The sequence below is a fragment of the Agromyces humatus genome, from assembly GCF_021228295.1.
In the GTDB taxonomy this organism is placed as follows: Bacteria; Actinomycetota; Actinomycetes; order Actinomycetales; family Microbacteriaceae; genus Agromyces; species Agromyces humatus.
This window is the reverse complement of the sequence record NZ_JAJQPD010000005.1, coordinates 102,776-125,068: the sequence shown is the minus strand read 5'-3', so window position 1 is coordinate 125,068 and position 22,293 is coordinate 102,776. Positions and strand designations below refer to the sequence as shown.

The following is a 22,293-nucleotide window of genomic DNA, read 5'->3' as shown; positions in this document are numbered from 1 at the left end:
GTGCGCAGGGCGCCTGCTACTTGCGGTGCGTGGCGTCGCTCACGTCGTTGCCGACGCGGCCCGCGACCTTCGCCTTCTTGTCGGCTCGCTTCTCCTTGAGCGTCTTCGAGGCTGCGGTCTTGCTGGACGACTTCTTCGGTGACTTGTCTGACACGGGTGACGTCCTCTGATCGAGAGCCTGGGCGGCCCTGTGCCGCAACCCTAGTGCCGGTCGCTGTGAATCATCAGTCGTCGAAGGCGACCGCCCGCACCGGCGCGCCGTCGTCGCCGAGCCGCAGCGGGAAGATCCCGACGCTCGCGCGTGCAGGCAGCCCGTCGAGGCCGGTGAGGTTCTCGACGATGAGGCCGTCGCCGCCGAGCACCACGGCGTGCACCGAGAACTCCGTCGTTCCCTCGGCCGCGGTCGGGTCGGGGCTCAGCGTGTCGACGCCGAGCACTCGCATGCCGCGGCGCATGAGCTCGCGCGCGGCCTCGGCCTCGAGGGCCGGATGCCGCAAGGCCCGGGAGGTGCCGAAGTGCTTCGCCCAGCCCGTGTCGATCACGACGATCTGCGGCACCCGCTCGGGCAGCGGTCCCTCGGCCTCGAGCTCGACGAGCCCGTAGCGAGCTCCGTCGCCGAGTCCCACGACGTGCAGCACGAGGGCCTCGCCGACGAGTTCGTCGAGTGACACCTGCTGCATCGTGCGACCGCCCGCCACGGTGTGCGCGGGCGCGTCGACGTGGGTGCCGGTGTGCGAACCGAGCTCGAGCCGCGTCACTGCCGCGCCGTCGCGCTCGAACTCGAGCGCAGATTCGATGTGCACCGCTGGGTCGCCCGGGTACACCTGCATGCCGTCGGCGATCGGATGACTGAGGTCACGCATTCGGAGCGGGCTCCGCTGCGACATCCGTGAGGTGTCGGCTCTCGAGCTGCAGGTGCTTCGATCGTTCGCGCCACGCGAGCAGCAGGTAGAGCGCGAACGTGAGCGCGAAGGCGGGGATCGTGGCGCCGATGGGCGTCGGCCACACGTAGGTCCAGACGTAGACCGCGACCGCGCCGGCGGCCCACGACCCGATCGCCGCCCAGTTCACGCCGGCCAGGTACCAGTAGCGGCCGCCCCGCGCGCTCAGGATCTCGGGCGTGTACGCGCCGCGCTTGATGATGTAGTAGTCGGCGATCATGATCGCGAACACCGGCGCGAACAGTGCACCGATGAGCACCAGGAACGTCGTGAACTGGTTCAGCAGCCCGAAGAAGGTCGCGCCGATGATCGAGATCAGGCCGAGGATCAGCGCGGTCGGCAGGAACTTCACGCGCGTGCCGGGGATCGCGTTCACCACCGACGTGACCATGCCGTACACCACCATCGTGTTCGTCGCCATCACCGAGATGAAGATCACGACCGCGAGCGGCCAGCCGAAGGGTTCGACGATCGTCACCGGGTCGAACGGGATCGCCTCGCCGCCCGAGAGCACGACGTACGAGATCGCGGTCGCGCCGAGCGACATCGAGATGATCGTCGAGAGGCTGTAGCCCACGCCCGAGCCGATGATGCCGGCCCGGCTCGACTTCGCGAATCGATTGAAGTCGGCCGAGAGCACCGTCCACGAGATCGCGGTGGCGATGACCACGTCGAGCACGAGGATCGGCGTGTAGCCGATGGACTCGTCGACCGGGATCGCCTGGAACTCGGCCGGCGTGAACGTCGTGAACGCGGTGATGAAGATGACCGCCATGATCGCGAGCATGACCGCGGCGAGCCACGGCTCGATGCGCGCGATGCCCTCGTGGCCGAAGATCGCGAGGATCACGACGATCGTCTGGCAGACCACCGCCCACAACACGGGCATCGAGACCCCGGTGACGGAGGCGACGAGGAAGTCGAGCGCGATGCCGGCGAGCATCGCCTGCACCCAGCTCCAGCCCATGAGGATGATCACGTTCGCCGAGACCGGCAGGAGGCTGCCGCGGGTGCCGAAGGGCCCGCGGGTGAGCGCCATCGTCGGCAGGCCCGTGCGCGTGCCGATGTTGCCGATCGACACGAGCACGAGCGCGCCGACGAGCGTGCCGACGATGATCAGCAGGATGGCGAGTCCGTAGTCGACGCCTGGCACGAACAGCGTGCCGGTGAGCAGCGTGGTGACCACGAGGTTCGCCGCGAGCCAGATCATGCCGATCCGCAGCAGTGAGAGTTCGCCGGCGACAGGTCCGGCGTCGTCGGAGTTGCGTTCGAGACGTTGTTCGAGGCGGGTGTAGAGCGACATTGCTGTTCTCCTCGGTGGGATGCGGGCGGTCAGGCCGCGTCGGCGGCGGGCATGGGGGAGAGGTGTTCGTGCACGGCTACGAGGGCGTCGGCATCGGCGCGGAACACGATGGTCTCGCGCTCGCGGTAGGACTCGCCGCCGTCGGGAGTCTCGACGGTGGTGTCGACGGAATGCGTGAAGACGGCACCGCCGGGGTAGGCCTGCACGTGCCGGTCGGACGACGTGCACGAGACGACGCGCCAACCACCCTCGACCCATTCGGCCCAGAGCCGCTCATATGCGGCGCGGTCGTCGAGGCGCGAGGGCTCGGAGTGGAACACGAACGAGGCGTCGGGGTCGAACGCCGCGAAGTAGCGGTCGCGGTCGGTCGCGGCGAAGGCGTCGACGATGGCGGATGCCGCCGCCTCGACCTCGTCGCGGGAGGGGATTTCGGGTGATGACATCTCGTGGCTCCTTCGCCGTGGATGGGGGATCGGGTGAGCGGGTTCGGGTGGGCGGGTTCGGGCTCGGGGCGCTCAGTCGCGCGGCGCCATCGCGCTGATGAGCTCGTAGGCGACGTGGCTCGCGGCGACGGCGGTGACCTGCGCGTGGTCGTAGGCGGGTGCGACCTCGACGATGTCGGCGCCGACGATGCGCAGGTCGGCGAGGGCGCGCAGGATGCGCAGCAACTCGCGGCTCGTGAGCCCGCCGGCCTCGGGGGTGCCGGTGCCGGGCGCGTGCGACGGGTCGAGCACGTCGATGTCGATCGAGATGTACAGCGGCGCGTCGCCGATGCGCGCCCGTACTCGCTCGATCGCGGCCGGCAGGCCGTGCTCCTCGATGAACTCGCTCGTGACGATCGAGAAGCCGAGCCGCTCATCGTCGTCGAGGTCGCTCTTCGCGTAGAGCGGGCCGCGGATGCCGACGTGCACGCTGGCCGTGAGGTCGATGAGACCCTCTTCGGACGCCCGGCGGAACGGCGTGCCGTGCGTGACCGGCGCGCTGAAGTAGGTGTCCCACGTGTCGAGGTGCGCGTCGAAGTGCAGCACCGCGACCGGACCGTGCGTGCGGTGCACGGCGCGCAGGAGCGGAAGGGCGATCGTGTGGTCGCCGCCGATGACGACGAGCCGGTCGGCCTGCTCGCCGAGCGCGAGGGCACCCTCCTCTATCTGGCGCACCGCCTCGGCGATGTCGAACGGGTTCGCGACGAGGTCGCCCGCGTCGGCCACCTGCTGCGCGCCGAAGGGGAACACGTTCTGCGCGGGGTTGTACGGGCGGAGCAGCCGCGATGCCTCGCGGACATGCGCGGGACCGAACCGGGCGCCCGGCCGATAGCTCACACCGCTGTCGAACGGGACGCCGACGATCGCGATGTCGGCGTGCGCGACCTCGTCGAGTCGTGGGAGCCGGGCGAACGTGGCGATGCCGGCGAAGCGCGGAACGACGCTCGCATCGACGGGGCCGCGGATGTCGGGACGTCGGCGGCCGGCTTCATCGCGAGCATCGGGCGAGTTCGGAGTAGGTTGCATATTACGAAACTTTCAGTACTGTTGAGACAACTCGCAGTCACTGTATGCCTGCTCGCCCACGCGCGTCAAGGGAGGACCCGCCATGCGTCCCATCCATCCGTCGGCGGACGCCGCAGCCACCCCCATCGGCGCGAAGCTGCGCAGCACGCGCATCGCGCAGGGGCTCACGCTCGCGCAGGTCGCCGAATCGACCGGGCTGAGCAAGGGCTTCCTCAGCCGGGTCGAGCGCGACGAGACCTCCCCGAGCGTCGCCACGCTCGTGCAGCTCTGCCAAGTGCTCTCACTCCCCGTCGGAGCCCTCTTCGCCGAGCCCGAGATCCAGCGCATCACCCCGGCGGAGGCACCCCACATCAACCTCGGCGGCGTCGGCGTCACCGAACTGCTCATGTCTCCGCGCGGCGAGGAGCGCGTGCAACTGCTGCGCTCGTCGCTCGAGCCGGGCGCGCACGGCGGCCATGACCTCTACACCGTCAACTGCGATATCGAAGTGCTCCATGTGATCTCCGGAGCCGTGACCGTGCGATTCGCCGATCGCTCGGTGCGGCTCGATGCCGGTGACGCGCTCACCTTCCCCGGTCGTGAGCCGCACACCTGGCAGGCCGAGGGCGAATCGGGCGCGGAGCTCTGCTGGGTGCTCTCGCCGGCGCCATGGAGCGGGTCGGCATAGCCGCGATGGACGTCAGGGCTCCGAGTTGCAGCACCGGGCGAGGCCACCGCGGGGTACCTGTCGTCCGTCTCGAACTGGGTCACCGCAACGCGACGTCCCGCGTGCGCCAGAACACCACGACCACGAACACGAGCACGGCGAGCGCGGCCGTGATGCCGGCGAGCAGTAGCCAGTCGCCCGGCTCGGTGCCCGACGCGAACGAGACGCCGACGACGACGGTCGAGCCGATGCATCCGAGCGATCGTGCCGTCTGGAAGAGCCCCGCGGCCTCGCCGACCCGGTCGGGCGGCGCCGCGACGTAGAGCGACTGGGTGATGGCGATGAGCACGACGACGTATGGGATTCCGATCGCCGCCGTGACCAGCAGCACCACCCATGGCGCCGTCGATCCAGCGAGCGCGATCAGCCCGAGCGTCGCGACGGCGAGGCCGGCCGAACCGATCACGAGCGCGGTGCGCAAGCCCCGACGATCGATGAGCCGCTCGACGACGGGGGTCATGAAGATGTTGAACGCGGCGAGCGGCACGAGCAGCGCGCCGACGGCCGCGGTGCTGAAGCCGGCGTGATCCTCGAGGTACTGCGGGATGCCGAAGAGTGCGCTGTACAGCACGAGGTTCGCGAGGATGAAGGTGACGTACACGCGGACGAGCGGCACGTTCGCCGCGAGCAGGCGCAGGTCGATGAACGGCGTCGCACAGCGCAACTCGCGCCACACGAACAGCCCCGCAGTGAGGATCGCGGCCGCGAGGAGCAGCCAGTTCGGGTCACTGGTCACCTCGAGCAGGAACATGAGCAGGGCGATGATCGTGATGCTGAAGGCGAGGATTCCCGGGACGTCCGACTCCGCGAGGGTCGATCGCAGCGGCACATGGTCGCGAGGCGCGTCGCGCGGGGCGAGTATCGAGGTGCCGACGATCGCGATCATGGCGAGTGGCACGTTGATCCAGAAGATGGCCTCCCAGCCGACGAGCACGAGGAGTAGGCCGCCGACGACGGGGCCGATGGCAGCCGTGCTCGTGTCGATGAGCTGGATGCGGCCGATCATCTTCGGCGCGCTCCCGCCCGTACCCGCCGAGATCGACCGGAGCATCGCCGCCGCCGAGGGGAACGTCGTCGCCGTGCCGACCGCGAGGATCACGCGCGCCGCGCACAGCCACTCGAGCGAGGGGCTGAACGGCCCGAGCAGGCCGGCGAGGATGACGATGCACATGCCGGTCGTGAACACGCGGCGTGGCCCGTAACGGTCGGCGAGAAGACCCATGAGCGGCTGGAGCACCGCCGACGTCAGGTAGAACGCCGAGATCACCCAGGTCACCGTGGCCACGTCGACCGCGAACTCGCGCCGGAGCGTGCTGAGCGAGACGGCGATCATCCCCGAATTCAGTGCGCTCAGCGCGGTGCCGCTGCAGAGCGCCGCGATCGTCCAAGACGATCGTGAGGAGCGCGCCGTGCGCGGAACGGCAGCCCCATCCTGGTCGGCCATCGGATCAGGTCGGGGGCAGCGCCGTCGCCCGGATGGTCAGCACGACGAATTCCGCCGGCTTCATCGGCGCGAAACCGACGCGCACGACCAGGTCACCGGTCGCCCGCTCGTGCTGGGTCATCGTGTCGCGATCGCACGTGACGAAGTACGCATCGCGATCCGTGCGACCCTGGAACGCGCCCTTCCGGAACAATTCGTGCAAGAAGGTGCCGACGAGCTCGCGCACCGATTGCCACAGCGGTTCGTCGTTCGGCTCGGACCGCGTCCACTGCAGGCCGCGTTCGATGCTCTCCTCGAGGAGGAGCGCGGTGCGGCGAACCGGCACGTACTTCCACTCGCTTGCGGCGACGTCGGCGCCGGCGAGGGTGCGGGCGCCCCACACGATCGGCCGTCGCCGCCCGGGGAACATTCGCAGTGTGCTGACGCCGGCGCTGTTGAGGGCGTGCGCGTCGTCCCGGTCGAGGTCGAACTCGAGGCCGTCAGCACCGAGGATCTCGGCGTCGAGGCCGGCGGGCGCGTCCCAGGCCCCCTCAGCGGCGTCGGTGCGCGCGATCACGCCGGCGACCGCGCCGGCCGGCGAGAACAACCCCGCGGCGGCCTGCGCCGGGTCCGACCGGTGCAACCGCGGCAGGTAGAGCGCCGCGTTGGGGCTCGTGGTGCCGACCGCGGCCTCGAGGCCTCCGGCGAGCGCCGCCTCGATCGCCGGGACATCGGTCCACCCGGGCGGAGGATCGACGAGCAGCATCGCACGCCGACGCTCGCAGAACGCGGCCGCCTCGGCCACGATCTCGCGGGCATCCTCGCTGCCGGCGGACTCCGCCGGCAGCACCACCAGGTTGACGAGGTCCACCGCGTCGAGTGCAGCGAGGCCGGCGCGAACCGAGGCGCTTCCCGCGTCTTCGACGGCGACCGCCACCGCGGTCGCACCACCGTTCTCGAAGAAGCTCCGCAGGGCGTCACCCAGGGGGCGGGCGTGAATGCCTTCCCAGAGCGCGTCCTCGTCGGTCCCCCATCCGTCGAACGTGGTCGGCGTCTCGATGTCGAGCGGGCCGCCCGGGGCGAGTCCGATGAACGCGCTGACCGTCGTGCCGGGTGTCTCGATCGGTCGATTCATCTGCCCCACCTCCTCATGAGCGCGTGTGCCTCCCGACCCTCGGTGCGAGCCTCCTCCCGCAGGACGCCCGCGTCAAGGCAGTGGCGGCTCGGTGGGCGCAGCCTGCAGGGGAGCGACGGCGGCCGCGTCGAGCACACCGCGGGCGAGCATCGTCGAGCCCGCGACCGCGGCCGGCATCGTGACGATCGCGCCGAGCGGCACCAGGAAGCAGAGCTGGGTGGCGACGCCGAACCCGAGCAGCTGCGCACGGCTGCCGCGCAGGAGCACGGCGCGGTCGGCGGCGGAGATGCCGCGGGCGTCGAACGCCCGAGAGGAGAGCTCGCGGGCGAGCAGCCAGCCCGATGCGACCACGCCGAGCACGGGCGCGGCGACCCCGCCGACGAGCGGGATGAAGCCGACGAGCGCGACCACGAGCGCGGCGACGATGCCGAGGGCGACGAGCCCCGCGGCATCCGCGACGCCCCTCCAGAACCCGGCACCCTGCTCGGGCACCTCGCCGCCGAGGTCGAGTTCGACCGCGCGCCAGATGCGCTCGTAGAACGGATCGCCGACCGCGAGGGTGAGCGCCGTGAAGGTGATGGCCGCGAGCACGACCGCGCCGGTGAAGGTGACGAACGCGATCCCGTAGCGCAGCGCGTTCGCCCAGAACTCGTCCCAGCCGTCGGCGAAGGGGGTCGCCCACGCGACGAGTCCGGGCAGGTTGATGCCGAGGGCGATGAGCGCCGAGACGATGACCACGAACACGATCGCGGCGGGCACGATCCCGAGCGCCATGACTCCGGGACGACGGCGCCAGAAGCCGAAGCCGCGAGCGAGCAGCGCCACCCCCGATGCGAACCGCCTGATCACGGCAACAGCCTAAGCCCCGCTCGACGACGAGACGCTGAGCGGAGGCGCCCCTCAGAACGTGCCGTCGGAGTGCGGCATCTGCTCGGGGATCGGGGCGATGACGTCGCAGCACGGAGCATCCGTTCATCTTGCGTGCCTAGGCTGGGAGATATGGTGCTCGCCCTCATCCGTCACGGTCAGACCGACTGGAACCTCGCCGCCCGCATGCAGGGCCGCACCGACATCCCGCTCAACGACACCGGTCGTGCGCAGGCGCGCGCCGCGGCATCCGCGTTCGCCGCCGAACCGTGGCACGCGGTCGTGAGCTCGCCGCTCGGCCGCGCGCGAGAGACCGCCGCGATCCTGGCCGATCACCTCGACCTGCCGCTCGGCGCGGCGTACGACGAGCTCGTCGAGCAGGAGTTCGGCGAGGCCGAGGGAACGCTCGTCGCCGACCTCGACACCCGCTGGCCCCACCGCGACTTCGCCGGCAAGGAGCCCGACCACCAGGTCGGCGAGCGCGGCTTGCGCGGCCTCGAGCGCGTCGCCCGCGACCACGACGGCACGCGCGTGCTCGTCGTCGCGCACGGCACGCTCATCCGCTACACGCTCGCGGCGATCACCGGGCACGACGCGCGCGACTACCCTCGGCTCGACAACCTCTCGTCGTCGCACGTGCGGTCGAATCGGTCGGTCGCATCGACAGATGGCGCATCGCGACCGTCGACGGATGCCGCGTGGCAGGTGCTGACCGTCGCCGGGGTACCCTTCGTCGACGTGCTCGGCGACCTCGAGCGCGCGGGGGAGCTGCAGCCGGCGAGCTAACCGCCTGCCCGCTCGAGCCCGTCGAGCACGATGTCGAGGCCGAACTCGAACTCGAATTGGTCGTCGCACCAGCCGAGCGTCGAATCGGGGTCGGCGTGCGCGACGGCCGCGAGCATGCTCGCGAGGTGCGGCACGTGCTCGGCGAGTTGCGCCATGTCGTCGGCGCCGCTCGAGTCGTTGTCGTCGCCGAGTTCCTGCGTGAACCCGAACATGCGGCTGCCGAGGGCGTGCATCGAGTGGTGGATGAGGTCGTACGAGAACCCGCCCGACCGCAGGGTGCCGACGATCGAGTCGACGTAGCGGGCCTGGGTGAGACCCATGCCGGCGCGGGTGTCCATGACGGCTGGTGCCCACGGATGTCGCAGCATGACGGTGCGCGCCCCGAGGATGCGCTCGCGCAGCGAGGCCTTCCACGAGTCATCCGACTCGGCCACCTCGAAGCCGTCGACGACCTGCTCGATCTCGCGGAAGACGAGGTCGACGACGCCGTCGAGGATCGCCTCCTTGTTGGCCACGTGGTAATAGAGCGACATCGCCTCGACGCCGAGCTGCTCGGCCAGCCTGCGGATCGTGAGCGATGCGATGCCGCTCGTGTCGGCGAGGTCGAGGGCGGTCTGCAGCACGCGGTCGCGCGTGAGGGGAGTGCGGCGCGCGGGGCCGGGTGCTGCTGCCTGCTCGGCGATCGATGACATCGGCTGCCTCCCCTCTGCTCAACGGTACAAGGCGGCAACCCACCGCCGACCCGATTGCGGAATTTCTTCGAGGACCTCTCGACAATTCCGCGATCACGGTCTATCTTACAGTGTAAGACTTACAACGTAAGGCAAGGGGAGGCACTCATGGACACCGAACAGATCCAGGGCACGCGGATGCGTGCAGCCGTCGCATACCGCTTCGGCGGTCCCGAGGCGGTTCGCGTCGAGCAGCGCCCGATGCCGACCCCGCGGGCCGACGAGCTGCTCGTCCGCGTGCACGCGAGCACCGTGAGCATCGCCGACTACCGCATGCGCAGCCGCGACCTGCCCGAGGGGCTCGGGTTCCTCGTGCCGATCTCGCTCGGCATCCTCCGTCCGCGCAAGCCCGTCCTCGGCATGGACCTCGCGGGCGTGGTCGTCGCCGTCGGCGAAGACGTCACCGGGTTCGCGCCCGGCGACGAGGTCATCGCGATGCCCGGCGGGTCGTTCGGCGGCCACGCCGAGTACGCCCGCGTTCCGCAGTCGAAGGCCATCGCGCACAAGCCGGCGAGCCTCGACATGCGCGAGTCCGTCGCGCTCGTGTTCGGCGGGCACACGGCGCTCGCGTTCCTCGACAAGGGCGAGGTCGGGGCCGGCGACGAGGTGCTCGTCAACGGGGCATCGGGCGCCGTCGGCACCGCGGTCGTGCAGCTCGCGAAGCAGCGCGGCGCGCGCGTCACCGCCGTCTGCGGACCGCGCAACGTCGAGCTGGTGCGCACGCTCGGAGCCGACCGCGTGATCGACTACACCACCGACGACTTCGCCGCGACCGGCGAGACCTACGACGCGATCTTCGACTGCGTCGGCAACGCCCCGTTCGAGCGGGTCGCCGACTCGATCAAGCCGGGTGGCGCACTGTTGCTGGTCGTCACGAACCTGCGCAGCATGCTGCGGGCCTCACGCGACAGCCGCCGCAGCGGCAAGCTCGTGACGGTCTCGGGTGCACCCGTCACGCACGACCGGTTCGCCGAGCTGTCGCGGCTCGCCGACGCGGGCGCGCTGCGACCGGTCATCGACCGCACCTACGACCTCGACGACATCGTCGAGGCGCACCGCTACGTCGACACCGGCCACAAGACGGGCAGCGTCGTGCTGCGCATCGCCTAGCCACCGAGCACGACGCAGCGAGCACCACGAGCAACGACGAACGGATGCCGCGGGCCGAAGCCCGCGGCATCCGTCACGCGTCGCCTGCCGAGCGCAGCGTCAGCCGCGCACCTTCACGTCGACCCACACGAGCCGGTGGTCGCTCGACGGGAACGGGAACGTGCCCGTGAGCGCCGAGAGCGGATCGGTCGAGACCGGCCAGAACACGCGGGCGTCGGCGACCCGAAGATCGCGAGACGGCAGCACGTAGTCGGCGCGCAGGTTGCCGGGCGCCGGATTGTCGTTGAAGTCGGCCGTGTCGAGCGCCGGGTCGCCCTCGTGTGCGAGGTTGGCGCCGCCCTGCAGCACCGACGCCTCGGCCGCACCCGCGGAGGTCGGCTGCGGGTCGGTGATGCGCGGGTGGTCGAGCAACTGGTCGATCGCCTGGTCGACCGAGTCGCCGTCGAGCGGGTCGGCGTTCTGGTCGCCGAGGATCACGAACGACTCACCCGGCTTGAGCCCGCCGGTGGCGCCGTCGTCGTCGGAGATGTAGCGCGAGGCCGTGCCGGGGGTGACGTAGTCGGCCCAGAACCGGATCTCGTCGTGGTTGCGCTTCCCGTTGCGGTCTTCGACGCCGTCGAACGTGGGCGGTGTCGGGTGCGAGACGAGCGCGTGCACGGTGCGGCCGTTGACGTCGATCGGCACGTCCCAGTGCGACTTGCTCGAGAGGCGGAACACCTCGAGCTCTTCGGCCGAGTACCAGTCGGCCGGCGCCGCGGTGTTGGGGTCGTCGGGCAGCAGCGCGCCGGGCATGTCCTTCCACAGGAAGTTCTGGAACGTGCGCACGGCGTCGGTGTCGATCGGGTACTTCGAGAGCACGGCCATGCCGAACTGGCCGGGGAAGGCGCCGAAGCCGAAGGCGTCGTCGCCGTACCCCGGTGCGCCCGGGGTCGTGACCGTCGCCCCGTTGTTGTTGAGGTCGAAGCCGCTCGCGATGCCGGTGTTCGACGGTGCGACGTACGCGTACGGATACACGACGGGGTCGGCGCCGCCCTGCGACAGCTCGAGGTAGTTCTCGCGGAACAGGTCGGCCGCGAGGCCGCCCTCGACGAAGTCGAACTCGTTGAGCAGCACGACGTCGGGGTTCACCCGCTGGATGACCTCGGCGACCGTCTTCGCCTGCGCGTTCGTGGTCGTGCTGAGGTCGGTGACGAGCTGGCCCTCGACATTGCGGTTGAGCGACAGGTTGTAGGTCGCCACCCGCAGGTCGGTGGTGCCGGCGCCCGACGGTGGGGCAGCGATCGCGGCGCCCGCGCCGACGGTCGCGGCGGCGAGCACGCCGACCGCGGTGGCGGTCAGTGCGGTGGTGATGCGGTGTTTCGTGGACATGCGCTCTCCTTCGTGACGCGGCCGATTCACCTGACACGGTAGGCCTCAACGGTGACGAGCGGAAGAACCTCAGGTGAGCGGATGCCGCGACACGGCGTCGCCCGCGACCTCGTCGAGCGCCTCGACGAGGTCGGCGTAGAGGTCGTCGACATGCTCGAGCCCGACCGACAGGCGCACGAGTCCCTCGGGGATCGTCGGCGCTTCGGCCGGCCAGCGGCGACGGCGCTCGAAGGTCGACTCGACGCCGCCGAGGCTCGTCGCGTGGATCCACAGCCGCGTGCGACCCACGAGCGCCTCGGCCGGGGCCGCACCGCCGCGCAGCACGATCGAGATGATGGCGCCGAAGCCGGGGTAGCGCACCTCCTCGAGGGCGGGGTGGGCGGCGAGCCGCGTCACGAGCTCGGTTGCCGTGGCCTGTGCGCGTTCCATGCGCACGGGCAGCGTGCGCAGCCCGCGCAACGCGAGGAACGCCTCGAGCGCCGAGGGAATGGCGCCGCCGAGTGAGCGGCGGGTCGTGAGCGCGTCGGCGTGGGCGGGGTCGGCGGCGACCACCGCGCCCATGACGACGTCGCTGTGACCCGAGATGTACTTCGTCGCGGAGTGCACGACGAGGTCGACGCCGTCGGTGAGAGGCTGTTGCAGCAGGGGCGTCGCGAATGTGTTGTCGACGGCCACGAGCGCGCCGTGCGCGTGGGCTGCCGCGGTCAGCGCCGGGATGTCGGCGACTTCGAGGGCCGGATTCGTGGGCGACTCGAACCAGAGCATCGCGGCTCCCTCGCAGGCTGCGGCCACCGCCGGGGTGTCGGTGATGTCGACGTACTCGACCTCGATTCGGCCAGCCGCCGCCCGGTCGTCGAGCTGCATCACGGTTCCGGTGTACGAGTGCCGGGGCGCCACGACCCGACCACCGGTCGGCACGAGGTCGAGCACCGCCGAGACCGCGGCGATGCCCGACGCGAACGCGACGCACCGACCGCCCTCGAGCGCGCCGAGCGTGTCTTCGAACGCCGACCACGACGGGTTGCCGTAGCGCCCGTATGCGACGTCGCCGCCGCCGACGTACGTCGATGCGAGATGCACCGGCACGTTGAGGGGCTGGTCGGGTGCATGGGCGGGTCGCCCCGCGACGATCGCGACGGTCTCGGGTCGCAGCTCGGCCGGGTGCGTCGTGGGGTCGGTCATGGCGGGTCCTTCGGGGGAGTGCGCGGCACGGGACATCCGTTCGCCCCCGTCAGGATACGCGGCACGACGAAGGGCGCGGAGCGTGTGCTCCGCGCCCTTCTCGCGTCGTGGCCGGCGTGGTCAGTTCGCCGCGGTGCGGGTGGCGGCGTGCTCGACCGCCCAGGTGAGCGCGTACTCGGCGATCTCCTCCCAGCCGTCCTGGCTGACGAGGCGGTGGGTGCGGCCCGGGAACTCGCGGTAGTCGATCGTCGCGGGGCTGCCGGTCGAGCGGTACTTCTTGACGATCGCCCGGCCGATGGCCGGGGGAACGACGTGGTCGATCCCGCCGGTGATGACGAGCAGCGGTGCGCGGTCGGCGCGTGCGAAGTCGACGTGGCTGACGCCGCCCTGCTCGTTGAAGGCCGCGGCGACGCCCTCGAAGAACACCCGGTTGTAGGAGTTCACGGCGTACTCGTTCCACAGGCGATCGGATGCCTCGCGGCTGAGGTCGTTGCCGAACGTGAAATGGAAGTGCGCCTTCGAGAGGGGCTTGGCGCCGTTCTTCTCGAACGGGTTCGCGAGGATCGGGGTGCCGGTCCACAGCGTCGAGAGCGGCAGGGTCGAGATGCCGGCGGGCTGACCCGGGGCGACCCCGACGTAGGCGACACCGAGGTCGCGGTCGGCGAGCATCTGGGTGAGCAGGCCGCCGAACGAGTGGCCCATGATGATCGGCTTCTCGGGGAGGGCGCGGATGATGCGCTCGTAGTGGTCGGCGATCTGCTTCAGGCCGATGCCCTTCAGCGCCTCGGGGTTCGAGCGGATGTCGGCGACCTCGCGGTCGTCGATGCCGGGCCACCCCGGGACGATGACCTTGTGGCCGCGAGCGCGGAAGTACTCGGCCCAGGTGTTCCAGCTCTTCGGGGTCATCCAGAGGCCGTGGACGAGGACGATGGGGGTCTTGGTCGTGGTGGTCATGATTCCTGCTCCTGAGGTGTCGGTCTCGTTCGCTTCCCAATGAAGTAGAACGATCGTTCTGTCTTGTTACTCCCAGACTGTACGCTCATGGCGGAACGAATGTCAAGCAAAAAGAGAAAGATCGTTCTATCATTTTCGGTATGGCATCTCGAACCACTCCCGGCGGCGCCTCCGCGGCCCGCGAACGACTGCTGCAAACGGCGAGCGAACTCTTCTATCGCGAGGGCATCCACTCGGTCGGCGTCGACCGCATCATCGCCGCGGCCGGCGTCACGCGCGCCACGTTCTACCGGCACTTCCCGAGCAAGGAAGACCTCGTCGAGGCGTACCTCGGGGTCGAAGATGCGGTGATCCGCGGCGCGTTCGGCGCCGCGCATGCGGCGACCGACGACCCCGACGAGCTCGTCGGCCTCGTCATCGAGGGTCTCGCCGACGATGTGGCCCGGCTGCACACGCGCGGATGCCCCTTCATCAACGCGGCGGCCGAGTACCCCGACGCCGACAGTCCCGTGCGCCAGGCCATCGGCGAGCATCGCGAGTGGTTCCGCGGCGAGCTCGAGTCGCTGCTCGATGCCGCGGGCGCCCCCGACCCCGCGACATCCGCCGGACAGCTCGTGCTCTTGCGTGACGCGGCCATGGTCGGCGGCTACCTCGACGGCTGGGCCCGCGTGCGCCCCGCCTTCGTGAGCGCTGCGACCCGCGCGGCCGGCCTCGGCGAGTGAACGCGGCCTCGATGCGGACGCACGGCACTCTTACCGGCACGACGCAGGATGAGCGCCTCACCAGACCCACCACAGCGACATCACACGCTGCGACGAGCAGTGGCCGGGCGGTGATCCTGTGTTGCGCTGACGGCGAAGCCGTGCTGCGCGATCCGCTGCGTGCGGCGGCAGCGGCTAGCCTTGACCCATGAGCCGCACCATCTGGACCGTCATCGGCGTCATCCTCGCCGTGATCATCGCGTGGATCCTCGTCGACGTGCTGTTCAGCCTGCTCTGGTTCATCGGCAAGCTCGCCATCGTGGCCGTGGTCGCGGTGATCGTCTTCTTCGTCATGCGCTCGGCGATCGGTCGCTCGCGATCGCAGGATTCGATCGAACGCTGAGGCGTCTGAGGCGCCTCAGGCCCCTGAGATGCACGAGGCCCCTGAGCCGCACGCGTACCGGATCGACCGCGAGTGCGCGGGGTTGACGCACGCGCACCGACGTGTTCGCATGGCCGGGTGGGAACCTACCCGAACGGCGCAGCCCCCGCACTGATCGACGACGAGCAGCTCGAGGAGTTCGAGCGCGAACTCGTCGGGCGCGTGCGCGGGCGCGTGCTCGAGATCGGCGCCGGCGAGGGCGAGAACTTCGGCGCATTCGACCCGGGCGTCCTCTGGATGGGGCTCGAGCCCGACCGCGAGCGCCGCACCGAGCTCACGACCCGAGCCCGTGAGTGGGGCCACACTTCGACGCCGTTCGATGCGGTCGCCGAGTCGATTCCCTTGCCCGATCGCTCGGTCGACGCGGTCGTCGGCACGTACGTGCTGTGCTCGGTCGCCGATCCGGCCGCCGCACTCGCCGAGGTGCGTCGCGTGCTCGTTCCAGGCGGGCGTGCCGTCTTCATCGATCATGTCGTCGCCCCTCCGCGCACGCTGAAGCGCGCCGTGCAACGCGTCGCCACGCCGATCACCTCGCGCTGCTGCCACGGTTGCCACTGGGACCGCGACACGTTCGCCGCGCTCACCGCGGCAGGATTCGAGCCCGACGACGTGCGGCGCGTGCGGGTGCGCTCGATGCCGTTCGGGCCGGTGCCGACGCTGCTCTTCGACGGACGGTCGCCCAGCGCGTGAGCCCGGGCGTCTGAGCCCGTCATCGCGAAACGCCTCAGCGCTCGAGGGCGTCGAGCGCCTCGCGCGCGTCATCGGCCGCACGTCGTGCCGCCGTCGCGGTCCGCGCCGCTCGGTCGCGGTCGCGCGTGGCGGCGCGCAGCTCGCGTTCGGCCTCGGCGAGCTCGTCATCGGCTCGGCGGAGCTGTGATTCGAGCTCGTCGCGGGCGGCGGTGCGCTCGTCGGTCGCGCGTTGCAGATCGGCGACGCGGGCGTCGAGTTCGGTGAACTGCTCGGATGCCTCGTCGGCGAGCCGCTCGGACTCCTCGGCCGCACGAGCCGCGCGTTCGCGAGCCTCCTCGGCCGCCCGCGCGGCACGCTCCTCGCGGGATTCGCGCTTGGCCGGGGCGGGGTTTCGAGACGCTCCTTCGTCGCTCCTCAACCCGCTGGAGAACTCGCCGGCCGGGTTTCGAGACGCTCCTTCGTCGCTCCTCAACCCGCTGGAGACCTCGCCGGCGGGGTTTCGAGGCGCTCCTTCGTCGCTCCTCAACCCGCTGGAGAACTCGCCGGCCACCGCGCCGTCGAGATCGACCTCGAGGCCGACCGCCTCGAGCCCGCGCACGAGCCGGCCCGTGCGCACGGCGGCCGTGGCAGCGACATCCGACATCGCGGCCTGCAGCGTCTGCGCGACCTGGTCGAGCACCGGGCCGCGCACCGGATTGCCGAGCTCCTCGGCGAGCTGGCCGGCTTCGCGAGCGAGCACGGTCACGAGCTGGCGGCGCTGCCTGGTCAGCTGCGCGAGCTGGGCCGCGTCGAGGTCGTCCTGCGCGGCGCGCAGGTCGGCGCCGAGCTCGAGCACGGCGCCGACCTCGGTGGGGCGACGGCGTACGAGCTGGTTGACCAGCCAGGCCGCCGGCGACGGGCGCTTCAGGTCTTGGATGCGCGCGGCGAGATCGCGATCGTCGCCGCGCGCAGCTCGGCCGCGCTCGTTTCGCGCCGCGGTGAACTCGTCGGGGAGGAGGCCGTAGAGCTCCGCCGCGATCTCGGTGAGCGCGTCGCCGGGCATGCAGACCATCCTGTCGGATCGGACGCCGGGGCAGAAGCGCCGGCGCGGCGGGGCGTCGCTGCCGGCGGGCCGCGAACCGGGCTGTCGAACGTCGTCGGGACACGGTCTAATGGGGGGATGCGACTCGTCGTGCTCACCGGTGCCGGCATCTCGGCCGAGAGCGGGGTGCCGACGTTCCGCGACGCTGGCGGGCTGTGGGAGGGCCACCGCGTCGAAGACGTCGCCACGCCCGAGGCGTACGATCGCGACCCCGACACCGTGCAGCGGTTCTACGATGCGCGGCGACACGCCGTCGCGCTCGTCGAGCCGAACCCCGCGCACACCGCGCTCGCGCGCCTCGAGGCGGCGCTCGGCGACGACCTGCTCATCGTCACGCAGAACATCGACGACCTGCACGAGCGGGCCGGGTCGCACCGGGTGGTGCACATGCACGGCGAGCTCGGGTCGGCGCTCTGCGCCGCGTGCGGCGCGCGATCGCCGGTGCGTGCGAACCTCGTCGAGCGGCCCGCGTGTCCTGAATGCGGTGAACGGATGCTCCGCCCCGACGTCGTGTGGTTCGGCGAGGTGCCCTACGAGCTCGACCACATCGACGAGGCGCTGCTCGCGTGCGACGAGTTCGCGGCCATCGGCACGTCGGGTGCGGTGTACCCCGCCGCAGGGTTCGTCATGGTCGCCGCCGAGCGCGGCGCGCACACGATCGAGCTCAACCTCGCCGCGAGCGAGATCACGCCCCTCTTCGACGAGGTTCGGCACGGCCCGGCGAGCACGGTGGTGCCGGCCTGGGTCGCCGAGCTGCTCGACGGCGGCTGATCGCGCGTCGCGCTTCAGGCGAGCCCGAGGCGATCGACGAGGGCGTCGAGCACGGGCCGCTGGCCCGTGGTGAGCAGCGCGCGCGTCTCGTCGAGCGCGACCCATCGCGCGTCGTCGACTTCGGGGAACGACTGGCGGCGGCCCGAGCGCGGCGGCCATTCGAGCTCGAAGAGGTTGCTCTGCACGGCGTCGATCTCGAACGTCGGCGCCGCTCCCGCGAAGACGTGCACGAGCTTGCCGCTCGAGTACCGGAACTCGCCCAGATCGAGCCACTCGGTGTCGGGGGCGGGTGCGCCGATCTCCTCGGCGAACTCGCGGACCGCCGCCGCGAGCGGGTCTTCCTCGGCGGAGTGCTCGCCCTTCGGAATCGTCCAGGCGCCCTCGTGCTTCGCCGCCCAGAAGGGGCCGCCCATGTGCGCGATGAACACCTCGAGGTCGGGCGCGCCGCGGAAGAGCAGGAGTCCCGCGCTTCTCACCGGCATGGCACCCGGCCTCGTCGAGTCGCCGGCGCCCGATAGCGTGGTGGAGTACCGAACGCATCGCACGCGAAGGAGACACCCATGGCACGCATCGTACTCATCGGCGGTCACGGCAAGCTCGCGCTGCGGCTCGAACGCCTGCTCGCCGACCGCGGCGACGCGGTCGAGGCGGTCATCCGCAATCCCGATCATGCGTCCGACGTCGCCGCGACGGGCGCCACCCCCGTCGTGGCCGACATCGAGTCGCTCGACGTCGACGGCCTCGCCGAACTGTTCCGCGGTCGCGATGCGGTCGTCTGGTCGGCGGGTGCCGGCGGCGGCAACCCGGCGCGCACGTATGCGGTCGACCGCGATGCCGCGATCCGCAGCATGTCCGCGGCCGAGCAGGCGGGCGTCTCGCGCTACGTGATGGTGTCGTACTTCGGCTCGCCTGACCGCTCGGTGCCCGAGTCGCACTCGTTCCACGCCTACGCCGCGGCGAAGGCGGCGGCCGATGAGCATCTCGCGACGACGGGGCTCGGTTGGACGATCCTCGGACCGAGCACGCTCACCGACGGCGAGGCGACGGGACTGATCGACACCGGGGCATCCGTGAGTCAGCGCGTCAGCCGCGCCGACGTGGCTGCCGTCGCTGCTGCCGTGCTGCAGCATCCGTCGACGATCGGGCGCACGATCCGGTTCAATTCGGGCGACACGCCCATCGCCGACGCGATCGGCTGACCGCCCGCGTCGTCGCGACCTCCCTGGTCGGCCGCGCCCGCAGGTCAGCGCTCGGGGGGTCGGCGCACGAGTGCCCAGCCCGCGGCGACGAACAGCACGCCGCCCACCAGCCCGATCAGTCCGATGATCGACCACAGCACGAATTCGGTTGACACCGCACACCTCCACGTCAGTGGTCCCATTCTGCACCGATCAGCGCACCACCGGCCAGCCCAGCCGCTTCACGGAGTTGACGGGCGTCGTCAACGCCGCGCACCCTTGACGCATGACGAACAACGAAGATCTGGAACGTGATCGTCGACCGAAGCCCCACCCGGGCAGCCACACCGTACCTGCGGCACGCGATCACGACATCGACGGCGAGATCGAGCGCGGCCCCGACGTGAACGATCTCGACGCCGACAACGCCGTCGAAGACGACATGGTCGAGTCGGTCGACCCCGACAACGCCCCGGCGTAGCGCATCGCGACGCCGCGAGGTCGCCTCGAAAGGTGAGCCTCACCTAAGTAAAAAGTCGCCGTGATCTGCACAAACCGTCCCGAGGGCTACTGCGGGATCGGGGAACCCGGGGCTACCATCCAGATACACCAACGGTCGAAACCGCCTCTGGAGGTCACCATGAGCATGACGCTCGACGATCTGCCCGCTGTCGCCGAGTGTTCGGTGGCCGGATGCTCCTACAACGACCATTCCAACTGCCACGCCGCGGCCGTCACGATCGCCGGCACGGCCGACCATGCCGAATGCGCGACCTTCATTCCGCTCAGCAGCAAGGGCGGGCTCGACAAGGTCCTCACGCATGTGGGCGCCTGCCAGCGCGGCGAATGCATCCACAACTCGAACCTCGAGTGCACGGCGGCCTCGGTGCGCATCGGCCCCGGGGCGGACAGCGCCGACTGCCTCACCTACGAGGTTCGCTGACACCCGCACCGATCGAACGCCCTCGACGCTGCCGATGCATGCGTCGATAGAGTCGAGTCATGTCCGAGGTCTCTGCGATCGACGAGTCCGAGTGGGCGATGTGGGCCGACTTCGTGCTCGTGCATCGCGAGCTCGCCCGTGAGCTCGATCGTCGGCTGATGAGCGACGCGGGCCTGTCGCAGGGCGACTACACGGTGATGCTCACGCTCTTCAAGGCCGACGACCGTCGGCTGCGCCCGGGCGTGCTGGCCGATGCGATCGGGTGGGAGAAGAGCCGCCTCTCGCATCAGCTCACGCGCATGGCCGCGCGGGGGCTCGTCGACCGCGTCGAGTTCGACACCGATGCGCGGGGCTCGCTGGTCGTGCTCACCAATGACGGTCGGCGCGCGCTGCTCGGCGCCATGCGCGACCACGCGTCCGCGATCCGCACCCACTTCCTCGACGTGCTCACCGCCGACGAGAAGGCGGCGATCGCGAGCGGTTCGGCGCGCCTGCTCGATCGGCTGCGTGATCATCGCGGCGTCGATCAGATGGCCGCGGGCTGATCTCGGGCGCACCGCGCCCTGGTCTGCAGATGGCGTCGACCGCCGCTCTACAGTCGTCCTATGGTCTTCCGTCGCGTACGTCGAAACGCCGAGCCGCGGGCGGTGCCCGGCGTCCGGCCCGCGGTACCCGTCGCCGACACCGAGCGCCGCAACCCCGGCGGCCCGATCTGGAACGACCGGCTGGGTCGCTGGGCGATCCGGAGCCTGCAGCTCGTGCTCGTGCTCACGCTCGCCGCGGTCGCGGTGTGGGCCCTCGTGCAGGTGCGGTTGCTCGTCATCCCCGTGCTCATCGCGCTCATCCTCGCGGCCGCAGCGAGCCCGCTCATCGGGCGGCTGCGCCGGTTCATGGCGCCGATCCTCGCGGCGTGGGTGACCCTGCTCGGCGGAATCGTCGTGCTCGGCGGCATCGTCACGGCGATCGTCTTCGCCGTTCGCAACCAGTGGGCGTCGCTGGCGCGGTCGGCGACCGAGGGCTTCGACGATCTGCTCGACTGGGTCGCGACGCTGCCGATCCCGATCGACCCGCAGCAGGTCGAAGACGCACGCGACTCGATCATCGATTTCCTGACGAGCGCCGAGTTCGGACGAAGCGCCGTCGCGGGCGTCTCGGCGGCGGCCGAGGTGATCACCGGCATCCTGCTGCTGCTCGTGGTGCTGTTCTTCTTCCTCAAGGACGGCGACCGCATCTGGGCGTTCTTCATGCGCCCGTTCACGGGCGCACACCTCGAGCGCGGCCGGCGCGTCGGCGTCACGAGCGTCAAGGTGCTCGGAGGCTATGTGCGTGGCACGGCGATCATCGCGTTCGTCGACGCCGTGTTCATCGGCATCGGCCTGGCGATCCTGCAGGTGCCGCTCGCGCTGCCGCTCGCCGTCATCGTGTTCCTCGGCGCCTTCATCCCGCTCGTCGGCGCCACGGTCGCGGGCATCCTCGCCGCGCTCGTCGCCCTCGTCGCGAACGGCCCGATCGTTGCGCTCATCGTCGTTGCGATCGTCATCGCGGTGAACCAGCTCGAGGGCGACCTGCTGCAGCCGGTCGTGATGGCCCAGTCGCTGAAGCTGCACCCGCTCGTCATCCTCGTCGCCCTGACCGCCGGCACCATCCTCGCCGGCATCGTGGGTGCCGTGCTCGCGGTGCCGCTCGCCGCGGTCGGCTGGGCGATCATCAAGGTGTGGGATGCGCCTGATCCATCGATCGACGAACGCAAGCCGTTGCGACTCAGACGACATCGTGCGGCGGATGCGACGAGCACTGGCTCAGAGCTTCCGGCCGATTCGGCGGGTGGCACGCCCGTCGCCTGATGCGCGGCCGCCTCGGCGGCAGTGGGCGGAGTCGCCGGTCATTCTGCTCTGAGCGGATCGACCTGTCGGTCGGGGCGCCCGGCGGTTAGCCTCTCGACATGGGTGACGTCGTCGAGTTCTCGCGGGCGGCAGGCCCGCGCATGTCCAGACCGCTGTGGCGCGATGTGCTCGGCGAGGTGCTGCGCGCAGAGCGCCTCGATCAGGAGCGCATCCTCACCGAGGTCGCCGCCACGGCGGGCGTCTCGCCGCAGTACCTCTCCGAGATCGAGCGCGGTCGCAAGGAGCCGTCGAGCGAGATCCTCGGGTCGGTGGCCGACGCCCTCGGCCTCGACCTGTTCGATGTCGTGCGCCGCGTCGGCGAGCGGCTCGGCACACGCCTCGACGACGAACGTCGCGAGGCCGAGCGTCGCGAACGGCTCGCGGTCGAGGCGTCGCTCGCGTTCCGGCTCGATGCCGCGTCGCGGCATCCGCTCGCTGCATTCGAATCGGATGTCGCGGGCGCGAGCCGCCCGGCCGACATGTTTCTGCTGGCAGCCTGAGCGCTGCTCGCGGCCTGAGCGCTGCTGGCAGCCTGAGCGCTGCTCGCGGCCCCAACGCCGGTGTGAAGCGCCCGGGCCGCGAGCCGCGAG

27 protein-coding genes are annotated in these 22,293 nt (G+C 70.7%); 13 read left to right on the top strand and 14 right to left on the bottom strand.

Annotation, left to right across the window (positions count from 1 at the left end):
- Window positions 1–16: 16 nt before the first annotated feature.
- The 5 genes from LSF15_RS09995 to speB all read right to left on the bottom strand — a co-directional run bounded on the left by LSF15_RS09995 (window position 17) and on the right by speB (window position 3,752).
- Entirely contained in the window at window positions 17–154 is a 138-nt protein-coding gene (locus LSF15_RS09995) for a hypothetical protein (RefSeq protein WP_232498388.1), read from the bottom strand.
- Between the two features lie 70 nt (window positions 155–224).
- Complete coding sequence (locus LSF15_RS09990) at window positions 225–863, bottom strand: cyclase family protein (RefSeq protein ID WP_232498387.1); 639 nt, start codon at window positions 861–863, stop codon at window positions 225–227.
- The gene (locus LSF15_RS09985; protein WP_232498386.1) at window positions 856–2,244 is read right to left on the bottom strand and encodes a purine-cytosine permease family protein; all 1,389 of its coding nucleotides are present in this window, start codon (window positions 2,242–2,244) and stop codon (window positions 856–858) included. The genes LSF15_RS09990 and LSF15_RS09985 overlap by 8 nt, the downstream gene beginning before the upstream one ends.
- Window positions 2,245–2,273: 29 nt before the next feature.
- A complete protein-coding gene (locus LSF15_RS09980; protein ID WP_232498385.1) occupies window positions 2,274–2,687 on the bottom strand; it encodes a nuclear transport factor 2 family protein in 414 nt (137 codons plus the stop codon).
- 72 nt (window positions 2,688–2,759) lie between these two features.
- Entirely contained in the window at window positions 2,760–3,752 is a 993-nt protein-coding gene (gene speB, locus LSF15_RS09975) for an agmatinase (RefSeq protein ID WP_232498384.1), read from the bottom strand.
- 82 nt (window positions 3,753–3,834) lie between these two features.
- Between speB and LSF15_RS09970 the strand changes: the two genes are divergently transcribed.
- Complete coding sequence (locus LSF15_RS09970; protein WP_232498383.1) at window positions 3,835–4,419, top strand: helix-turn-helix domain-containing protein; 585 nt, start codon at window positions 3,835–3,837, stop codon at window positions 4,417–4,419.
- A 79-nt stretch (window positions 4,420–4,498) separates the two neighbouring features.
- Here LSF15_RS09970 and LSF15_RS09965 read toward each other — a convergent pair whose 3' ends face one another.
- The 3 genes from LSF15_RS09965 to LSF15_RS09955 form a co-directional block, all read right to left on the bottom strand.
- Window positions 4,499–5,902 (bottom strand): MFS transporter, encoded by a 1,404-nt coding sequence (locus LSF15_RS09965; protein WP_269756345.1) that lies wholly within the window; start codon window positions 5,900–5,902, stop codon window positions 4,499–4,501.
- A 4-nt stretch (window positions 5,903–5,906) separates the two neighbouring features.
- On the bottom strand, window positions 5,907–7,016 hold the full coding sequence (locus LSF15_RS09960) for a phage tail sheath family protein (RefSeq protein ID WP_232498381.1): 1,110 nt from the start codon (window positions 7,014–7,016) through the stop codon (window positions 5,907–5,909).
- Window positions 7,017–7,088: 72 nt separating this feature from the next.
- Entirely contained in the window at window positions 7,089–7,865 is a 777-nt protein-coding gene (locus tag LSF15_RS09955; RefSeq protein WP_232498380.1) for an EI24 domain-containing protein, read from the bottom strand.
- Between the two features lie 150 nt (window positions 7,866–8,015).
- On the opposite strand from LSF15_RS09955, the gene LSF15_RS09950 reads away from it, so the two are divergent.
- Complete coding sequence (locus LSF15_RS09950) at window positions 8,016–8,669, top strand: histidine phosphatase family protein (protein WP_232498379.1); 654 nt, start codon at window positions 8,016–8,018, stop codon at window positions 8,667–8,669.
- Here LSF15_RS09950 and LSF15_RS09945 read toward each other — a convergent pair.
- Window positions 8,666–9,361: a TetR/AcrR family transcriptional regulator gene (locus tag LSF15_RS09945; RefSeq protein ID WP_232498378.1), complete on the bottom strand. Its 696-nt coding sequence runs from the start codon at window positions 9,359–9,361 to the stop codon at window positions 8,666–8,668. The two genes, LSF15_RS09950 and LSF15_RS09945, sit on opposite strands and share 4 nt — an antisense overlap.
- Window positions 9,362–9,508: 147 nt before the next feature.
- On the opposite strand from LSF15_RS09945, the gene LSF15_RS09940 reads away from it, so the two are divergent.
- Window positions 9,509–10,510 (top strand): NAD(P)-dependent alcohol dehydrogenase, encoded by a 1,002-nt coding sequence (locus LSF15_RS09940; protein WP_232498377.1) that lies wholly within the window; start codon window positions 9,509–9,511, stop codon window positions 10,508–10,510.
- Between the two features lie 99 nt (window positions 10,511–10,609).
- On the opposite strand, the gene LSF15_RS09935 is transcribed toward LSF15_RS09940, so the two are convergent.
- The 3 genes from LSF15_RS09935 to LSF15_RS09925 all read right to left on the bottom strand — a co-directional run bounded on the left by LSF15_RS09935 (window position 10,610) and on the right by LSF15_RS09925 (window position 14,014).
- The gene (locus tag LSF15_RS09935) at window positions 10,610–11,878 is read right to left on the bottom strand and encodes an endonuclease/exonuclease/phosphatase family protein (RefSeq protein WP_232498376.1); all 1,269 of its coding nucleotides are present in this window, start codon (window positions 11,876–11,878) and stop codon (window positions 10,610–10,612) included.
- A 69-nt stretch (window positions 11,879–11,947) separates the two neighbouring features.
- Window positions 11,948–13,060 (bottom strand): trans-sulfuration enzyme family protein, encoded by a 1,113-nt coding sequence (locus LSF15_RS09930; protein WP_232498375.1) that lies wholly within the window; start codon window positions 13,058–13,060, stop codon window positions 11,948–11,950.
- Window positions 13,061–13,180: 120 nt separating this feature from the next.
- Window positions 13,181–14,014 (bottom strand): alpha/beta hydrolase, encoded by an 834-nt coding sequence (locus LSF15_RS09925; RefSeq protein ID WP_232498374.1) that lies wholly within the window; start codon window positions 14,012–14,014, stop codon window positions 13,181–13,183.
- 140 nt (window positions 14,015–14,154) lie between these two features.
- Here LSF15_RS09925 and LSF15_RS09920 point away from each other — a divergent pair, with 140 nt between their 5' ends.
- The 3 genes from LSF15_RS09920 (at window position 14,155) to LSF15_RS09910 (ending at window position 15,847) form a co-directional block, all read left to right on the top strand.
- Window positions 14,155–14,736, top strand: coding sequence for a TetR/AcrR family transcriptional regulator (locus LSF15_RS09920; RefSeq protein ID WP_232498373.1), 582 nt, complete (start codon window positions 14,155–14,157; stop codon window positions 14,734–14,736).
- A 187-nt stretch (window positions 14,737–14,923) separates the two neighbouring features.
- A complete protein-coding gene (locus LSF15_RS09915) occupies window positions 14,924–15,118 on the top strand; it encodes a hypothetical protein (protein ID WP_232498372.1) in 195 nt (64 codons plus the stop codon).
- 117 nt (window positions 15,119–15,235) lie between these two features.
- Entirely contained in the window at window positions 15,236–15,847 is a 612-nt protein-coding gene (locus tag LSF15_RS09910) for a class I SAM-dependent methyltransferase (protein WP_232498371.1), read from the top strand.
- Between the two features lie 34 nt (window positions 15,848–15,881).
- On the opposite strand, the gene LSF15_RS09905 is transcribed toward LSF15_RS09910, so the two are convergent.
- A complete protein-coding gene (locus tag LSF15_RS09905) occupies window positions 15,882–16,889 on the bottom strand; it encodes a hypothetical protein (protein ID WP_232498370.1) in 1,008 nt (335 codons plus the stop codon).
- A 117-nt stretch (window positions 16,890–17,006) separates the two neighbouring features.
- Between LSF15_RS09905 and LSF15_RS09900 the strand changes: the two genes are divergently transcribed.
- Window positions 17,007–17,699, top strand: coding sequence for an NAD-dependent deacylase (locus LSF15_RS09900; RefSeq protein ID WP_232498369.1), 693 nt, complete (start codon window positions 17,007–17,009; stop codon window positions 17,697–17,699).
- A 14-nt stretch (window positions 17,700–17,713) separates the two neighbouring features.
- Here the strand turns inward: LSF15_RS09900 and LSF15_RS09895 are convergent, their stop codons facing one another.
- Window positions 17,714–18,181 carry an NUDIX hydrolase gene (locus tag LSF15_RS09895; protein WP_232498368.1) on the bottom strand — a complete coding sequence of 156 codons (468 nt, stop codon included), beginning with the start codon at window positions 18,179–18,181 and terminating at the stop codon, window positions 17,714–17,716.
- A 78-nt stretch (window positions 18,182–18,259) separates the two neighbouring features.
- On the opposite strand from LSF15_RS09895, the gene LSF15_RS09890 reads away from it, so the two are divergent.
- The 6 genes from LSF15_RS09890 to LSF15_RS09865 all read left to right on the top strand — a co-directional run bounded on the left by LSF15_RS09890 (window position 18,260) and on the right by LSF15_RS09865 (window position 22,203).
- Complete coding sequence (locus LSF15_RS09890; RefSeq protein WP_232498367.1) at window positions 18,260–18,898, top strand: NAD(P)H-binding protein; 639 nt, start codon at window positions 18,260–18,262, stop codon at window positions 18,896–18,898.
- Window positions 18,899–19,163: 265 nt separating this feature from the next.
- Window positions 19,164–19,358: a hypothetical protein gene (locus LSF15_RS09885; RefSeq protein WP_232498366.1), complete on the top strand. Its 195-nt coding sequence runs from the start codon at window positions 19,164–19,166 to the stop codon at window positions 19,356–19,358.
- 159 nt (window positions 19,359–19,517) lie between these two features.
- Window positions 19,518–19,820 carry a DUF1540 domain-containing protein gene (locus tag LSF15_RS09880; protein WP_232498365.1) on the top strand — a complete coding sequence of 101 codons (303 nt, stop codon included), beginning with the start codon at window positions 19,518–19,520 and terminating at the stop codon, window positions 19,818–19,820.
- Window positions 19,821–19,879: 59 nt separating this feature from the next.
- The gene (locus LSF15_RS09875) at window positions 19,880–20,365 is read left to right on the top strand and encodes a MarR family winged helix-turn-helix transcriptional regulator (protein ID WP_232498364.1); all 486 of its coding nucleotides are present in this window, start codon (window positions 19,880–19,882) and stop codon (window positions 20,363–20,365) included.
- Window positions 20,366–20,425: 60 nt separating this feature from the next.
- Window positions 20,426–21,664 (top strand): AI-2E family transporter, encoded by a 1,239-nt coding sequence (locus tag LSF15_RS09870; protein WP_232498363.1) that lies wholly within the window; start codon window positions 20,426–20,428, stop codon window positions 21,662–21,664.
- Window positions 21,665–21,762: 98 nt separating this feature from the next.
- Complete coding sequence (locus LSF15_RS09865; RefSeq protein WP_232498362.1) at window positions 21,763–22,203, top strand: helix-turn-helix domain-containing protein; 441 nt, start codon at window positions 21,763–21,765, stop codon at window positions 22,201–22,203.
- The last annotated feature ends 90 nt before the right edge of the window (window positions 22,204–22,293 follow it).

Bases quoted from the DNA above. Each gene is read 5' to 3' on its own strand.
- LSF15_RS09985 (WP_232498386.1), bottom strand. From the start codon at position 2,244: ATGTCGCTCTACACCCGCCTCGAACAACGTCTCGAACGCAACTCCGAC.
- LSF15_RS09945 (WP_232498378.1), bottom strand. From the start codon at position 9,361: ATGTCATCGATCGCCGAGCAGGCAGCAGCACCCGGCCCCGCGCGCCGC.
- LSF15_RS09950 (WP_232498379.1), top strand. From the start codon at position 8,016: ATGGTGCTCGCCCTCATCCGTCACGGTCAGACCGACTGGAACCTCGCC.
- LSF15_RS09925 (WP_232498374.1), bottom strand. From the start codon at position 14,014: ATGACCACCACGACCAAGACCCCCATCGTCCTCGTCCACGGCCTCTGG.
- LSF15_RS09930 (WP_232498375.1), bottom strand. From the start codon at position 13,060: ATGACCGACCCCACGACGCACCCGGCCGAGCTGCGACCCGAGACCGTC.
- LSF15_RS09875 (WP_232498364.1), top strand. From the start codon at position 19,880: ATGTCCGAGGTCTCTGCGATCGACGAGTCCGAGTGGGCGATGTGGGCC.
- LSF15_RS09900 (WP_232498369.1), top strand. From the start codon at position 17,007: ATGCGACTCGTCGTGCTCACCGGTGCCGGCATCTCGGCCGAGAGCGGG.
- LSF15_RS09940 (WP_232498377.1), top strand. From the start codon at position 9,509: ATGGACACCGAACAGATCCAGGGCACGCGGATGCGTGCAGCCGTCGCA.
- LSF15_RS09905 (WP_232498370.1), bottom strand. From the start codon at position 16,889: ATGCCCGGCGACGCGCTCACCGAGATCGCGGCGGAGCTCTACGGCCTC.
- LSF15_RS09970 (WP_232498383.1), top strand. From the start codon at position 3,835: ATGCGTCCCATCCATCCGTCGGCGGACGCCGCAGCCACCCCCATCGGC.
- LSF15_RS09890 (WP_232498367.1), top strand. From the start codon at position 18,260: ATGGCACGCATCGTACTCATCGGCGGTCACGGCAAGCTCGCGCTGCGG.
- LSF15_RS09915 (WP_232498372.1), top strand. From the start codon at position 14,924: ATGAGCCGCACCATCTGGACCGTCATCGGCGTCATCCTCGCCGTGATC.
- LSF15_RS09965 (WP_269756345.1), bottom strand. From the start codon at position 5,902: ATGGCCGACCAGGATGGGGCTGCCGTTCCGCGCACGGCGCGCTCCTCA.
- LSF15_RS09960 (WP_232498381.1), bottom strand. From the start codon at position 7,016: ATGAATCGACCGATCGAGACACCCGGCACGACGGTCAGCGCGTTCATC.
- speB (WP_232498384.1), bottom strand. From the start codon at position 3,752: ATGCAACCTACTCCGAACTCGCCCGATGCTCGCGATGAAGCCGGCCGC.
- LSF15_RS09980 (WP_232498385.1), bottom strand. From the start codon at position 2,687: ATGTCATCACCCGAAATCCCCTCCCGCGACGAGGTCGAGGCGGCGGCA.
- LSF15_RS09895 (WP_232498368.1), bottom strand. From the start codon at position 18,181: ATGCCGGTGAGAAGCGCGGGACTCCTGCTCTTCCGCGGCGCGCCCGAC.
- LSF15_RS09990 (WP_232498387.1), bottom strand. From the start codon at position 863: ATGCGTGACCTCAGTCATCCGATCGCCGACGGCATGCAGGTGTACCCG.
- LSF15_RS09870 (WP_232498363.1), top strand. From the start codon at position 20,426: ATGGTCTTCCGTCGCGTACGTCGAAACGCCGAGCCGCGGGCGGTGCCC.
- LSF15_RS09885 (WP_232498366.1), top strand. From the start codon at position 19,164: ATGACGAACAACGAAGATCTGGAACGTGATCGTCGACCGAAGCCCCAC.
- LSF15_RS09880 (WP_232498365.1), top strand. From the start codon at position 19,518: ATGAGCATGACGCTCGACGATCTGCCCGCTGTCGCCGAGTGTTCGGTG.
- LSF15_RS09920 (WP_232498373.1), top strand. From the start codon at position 14,155: ATGGCATCTCGAACCACTCCCGGCGGCGCCTCCGCGGCCCGCGAACGA.
- LSF15_RS09865 (WP_232498362.1), top strand. From the start codon at position 21,763: ATGGGTGACGTCGTCGAGTTCTCGCGGGCGGCAGGCCCGCGCATGTCC.
- LSF15_RS09935 (WP_232498376.1), bottom strand. From the start codon at position 11,878: ATGTCCACGAAACACCGCATCACCACCGCACTGACCGCCACCGCGGTC.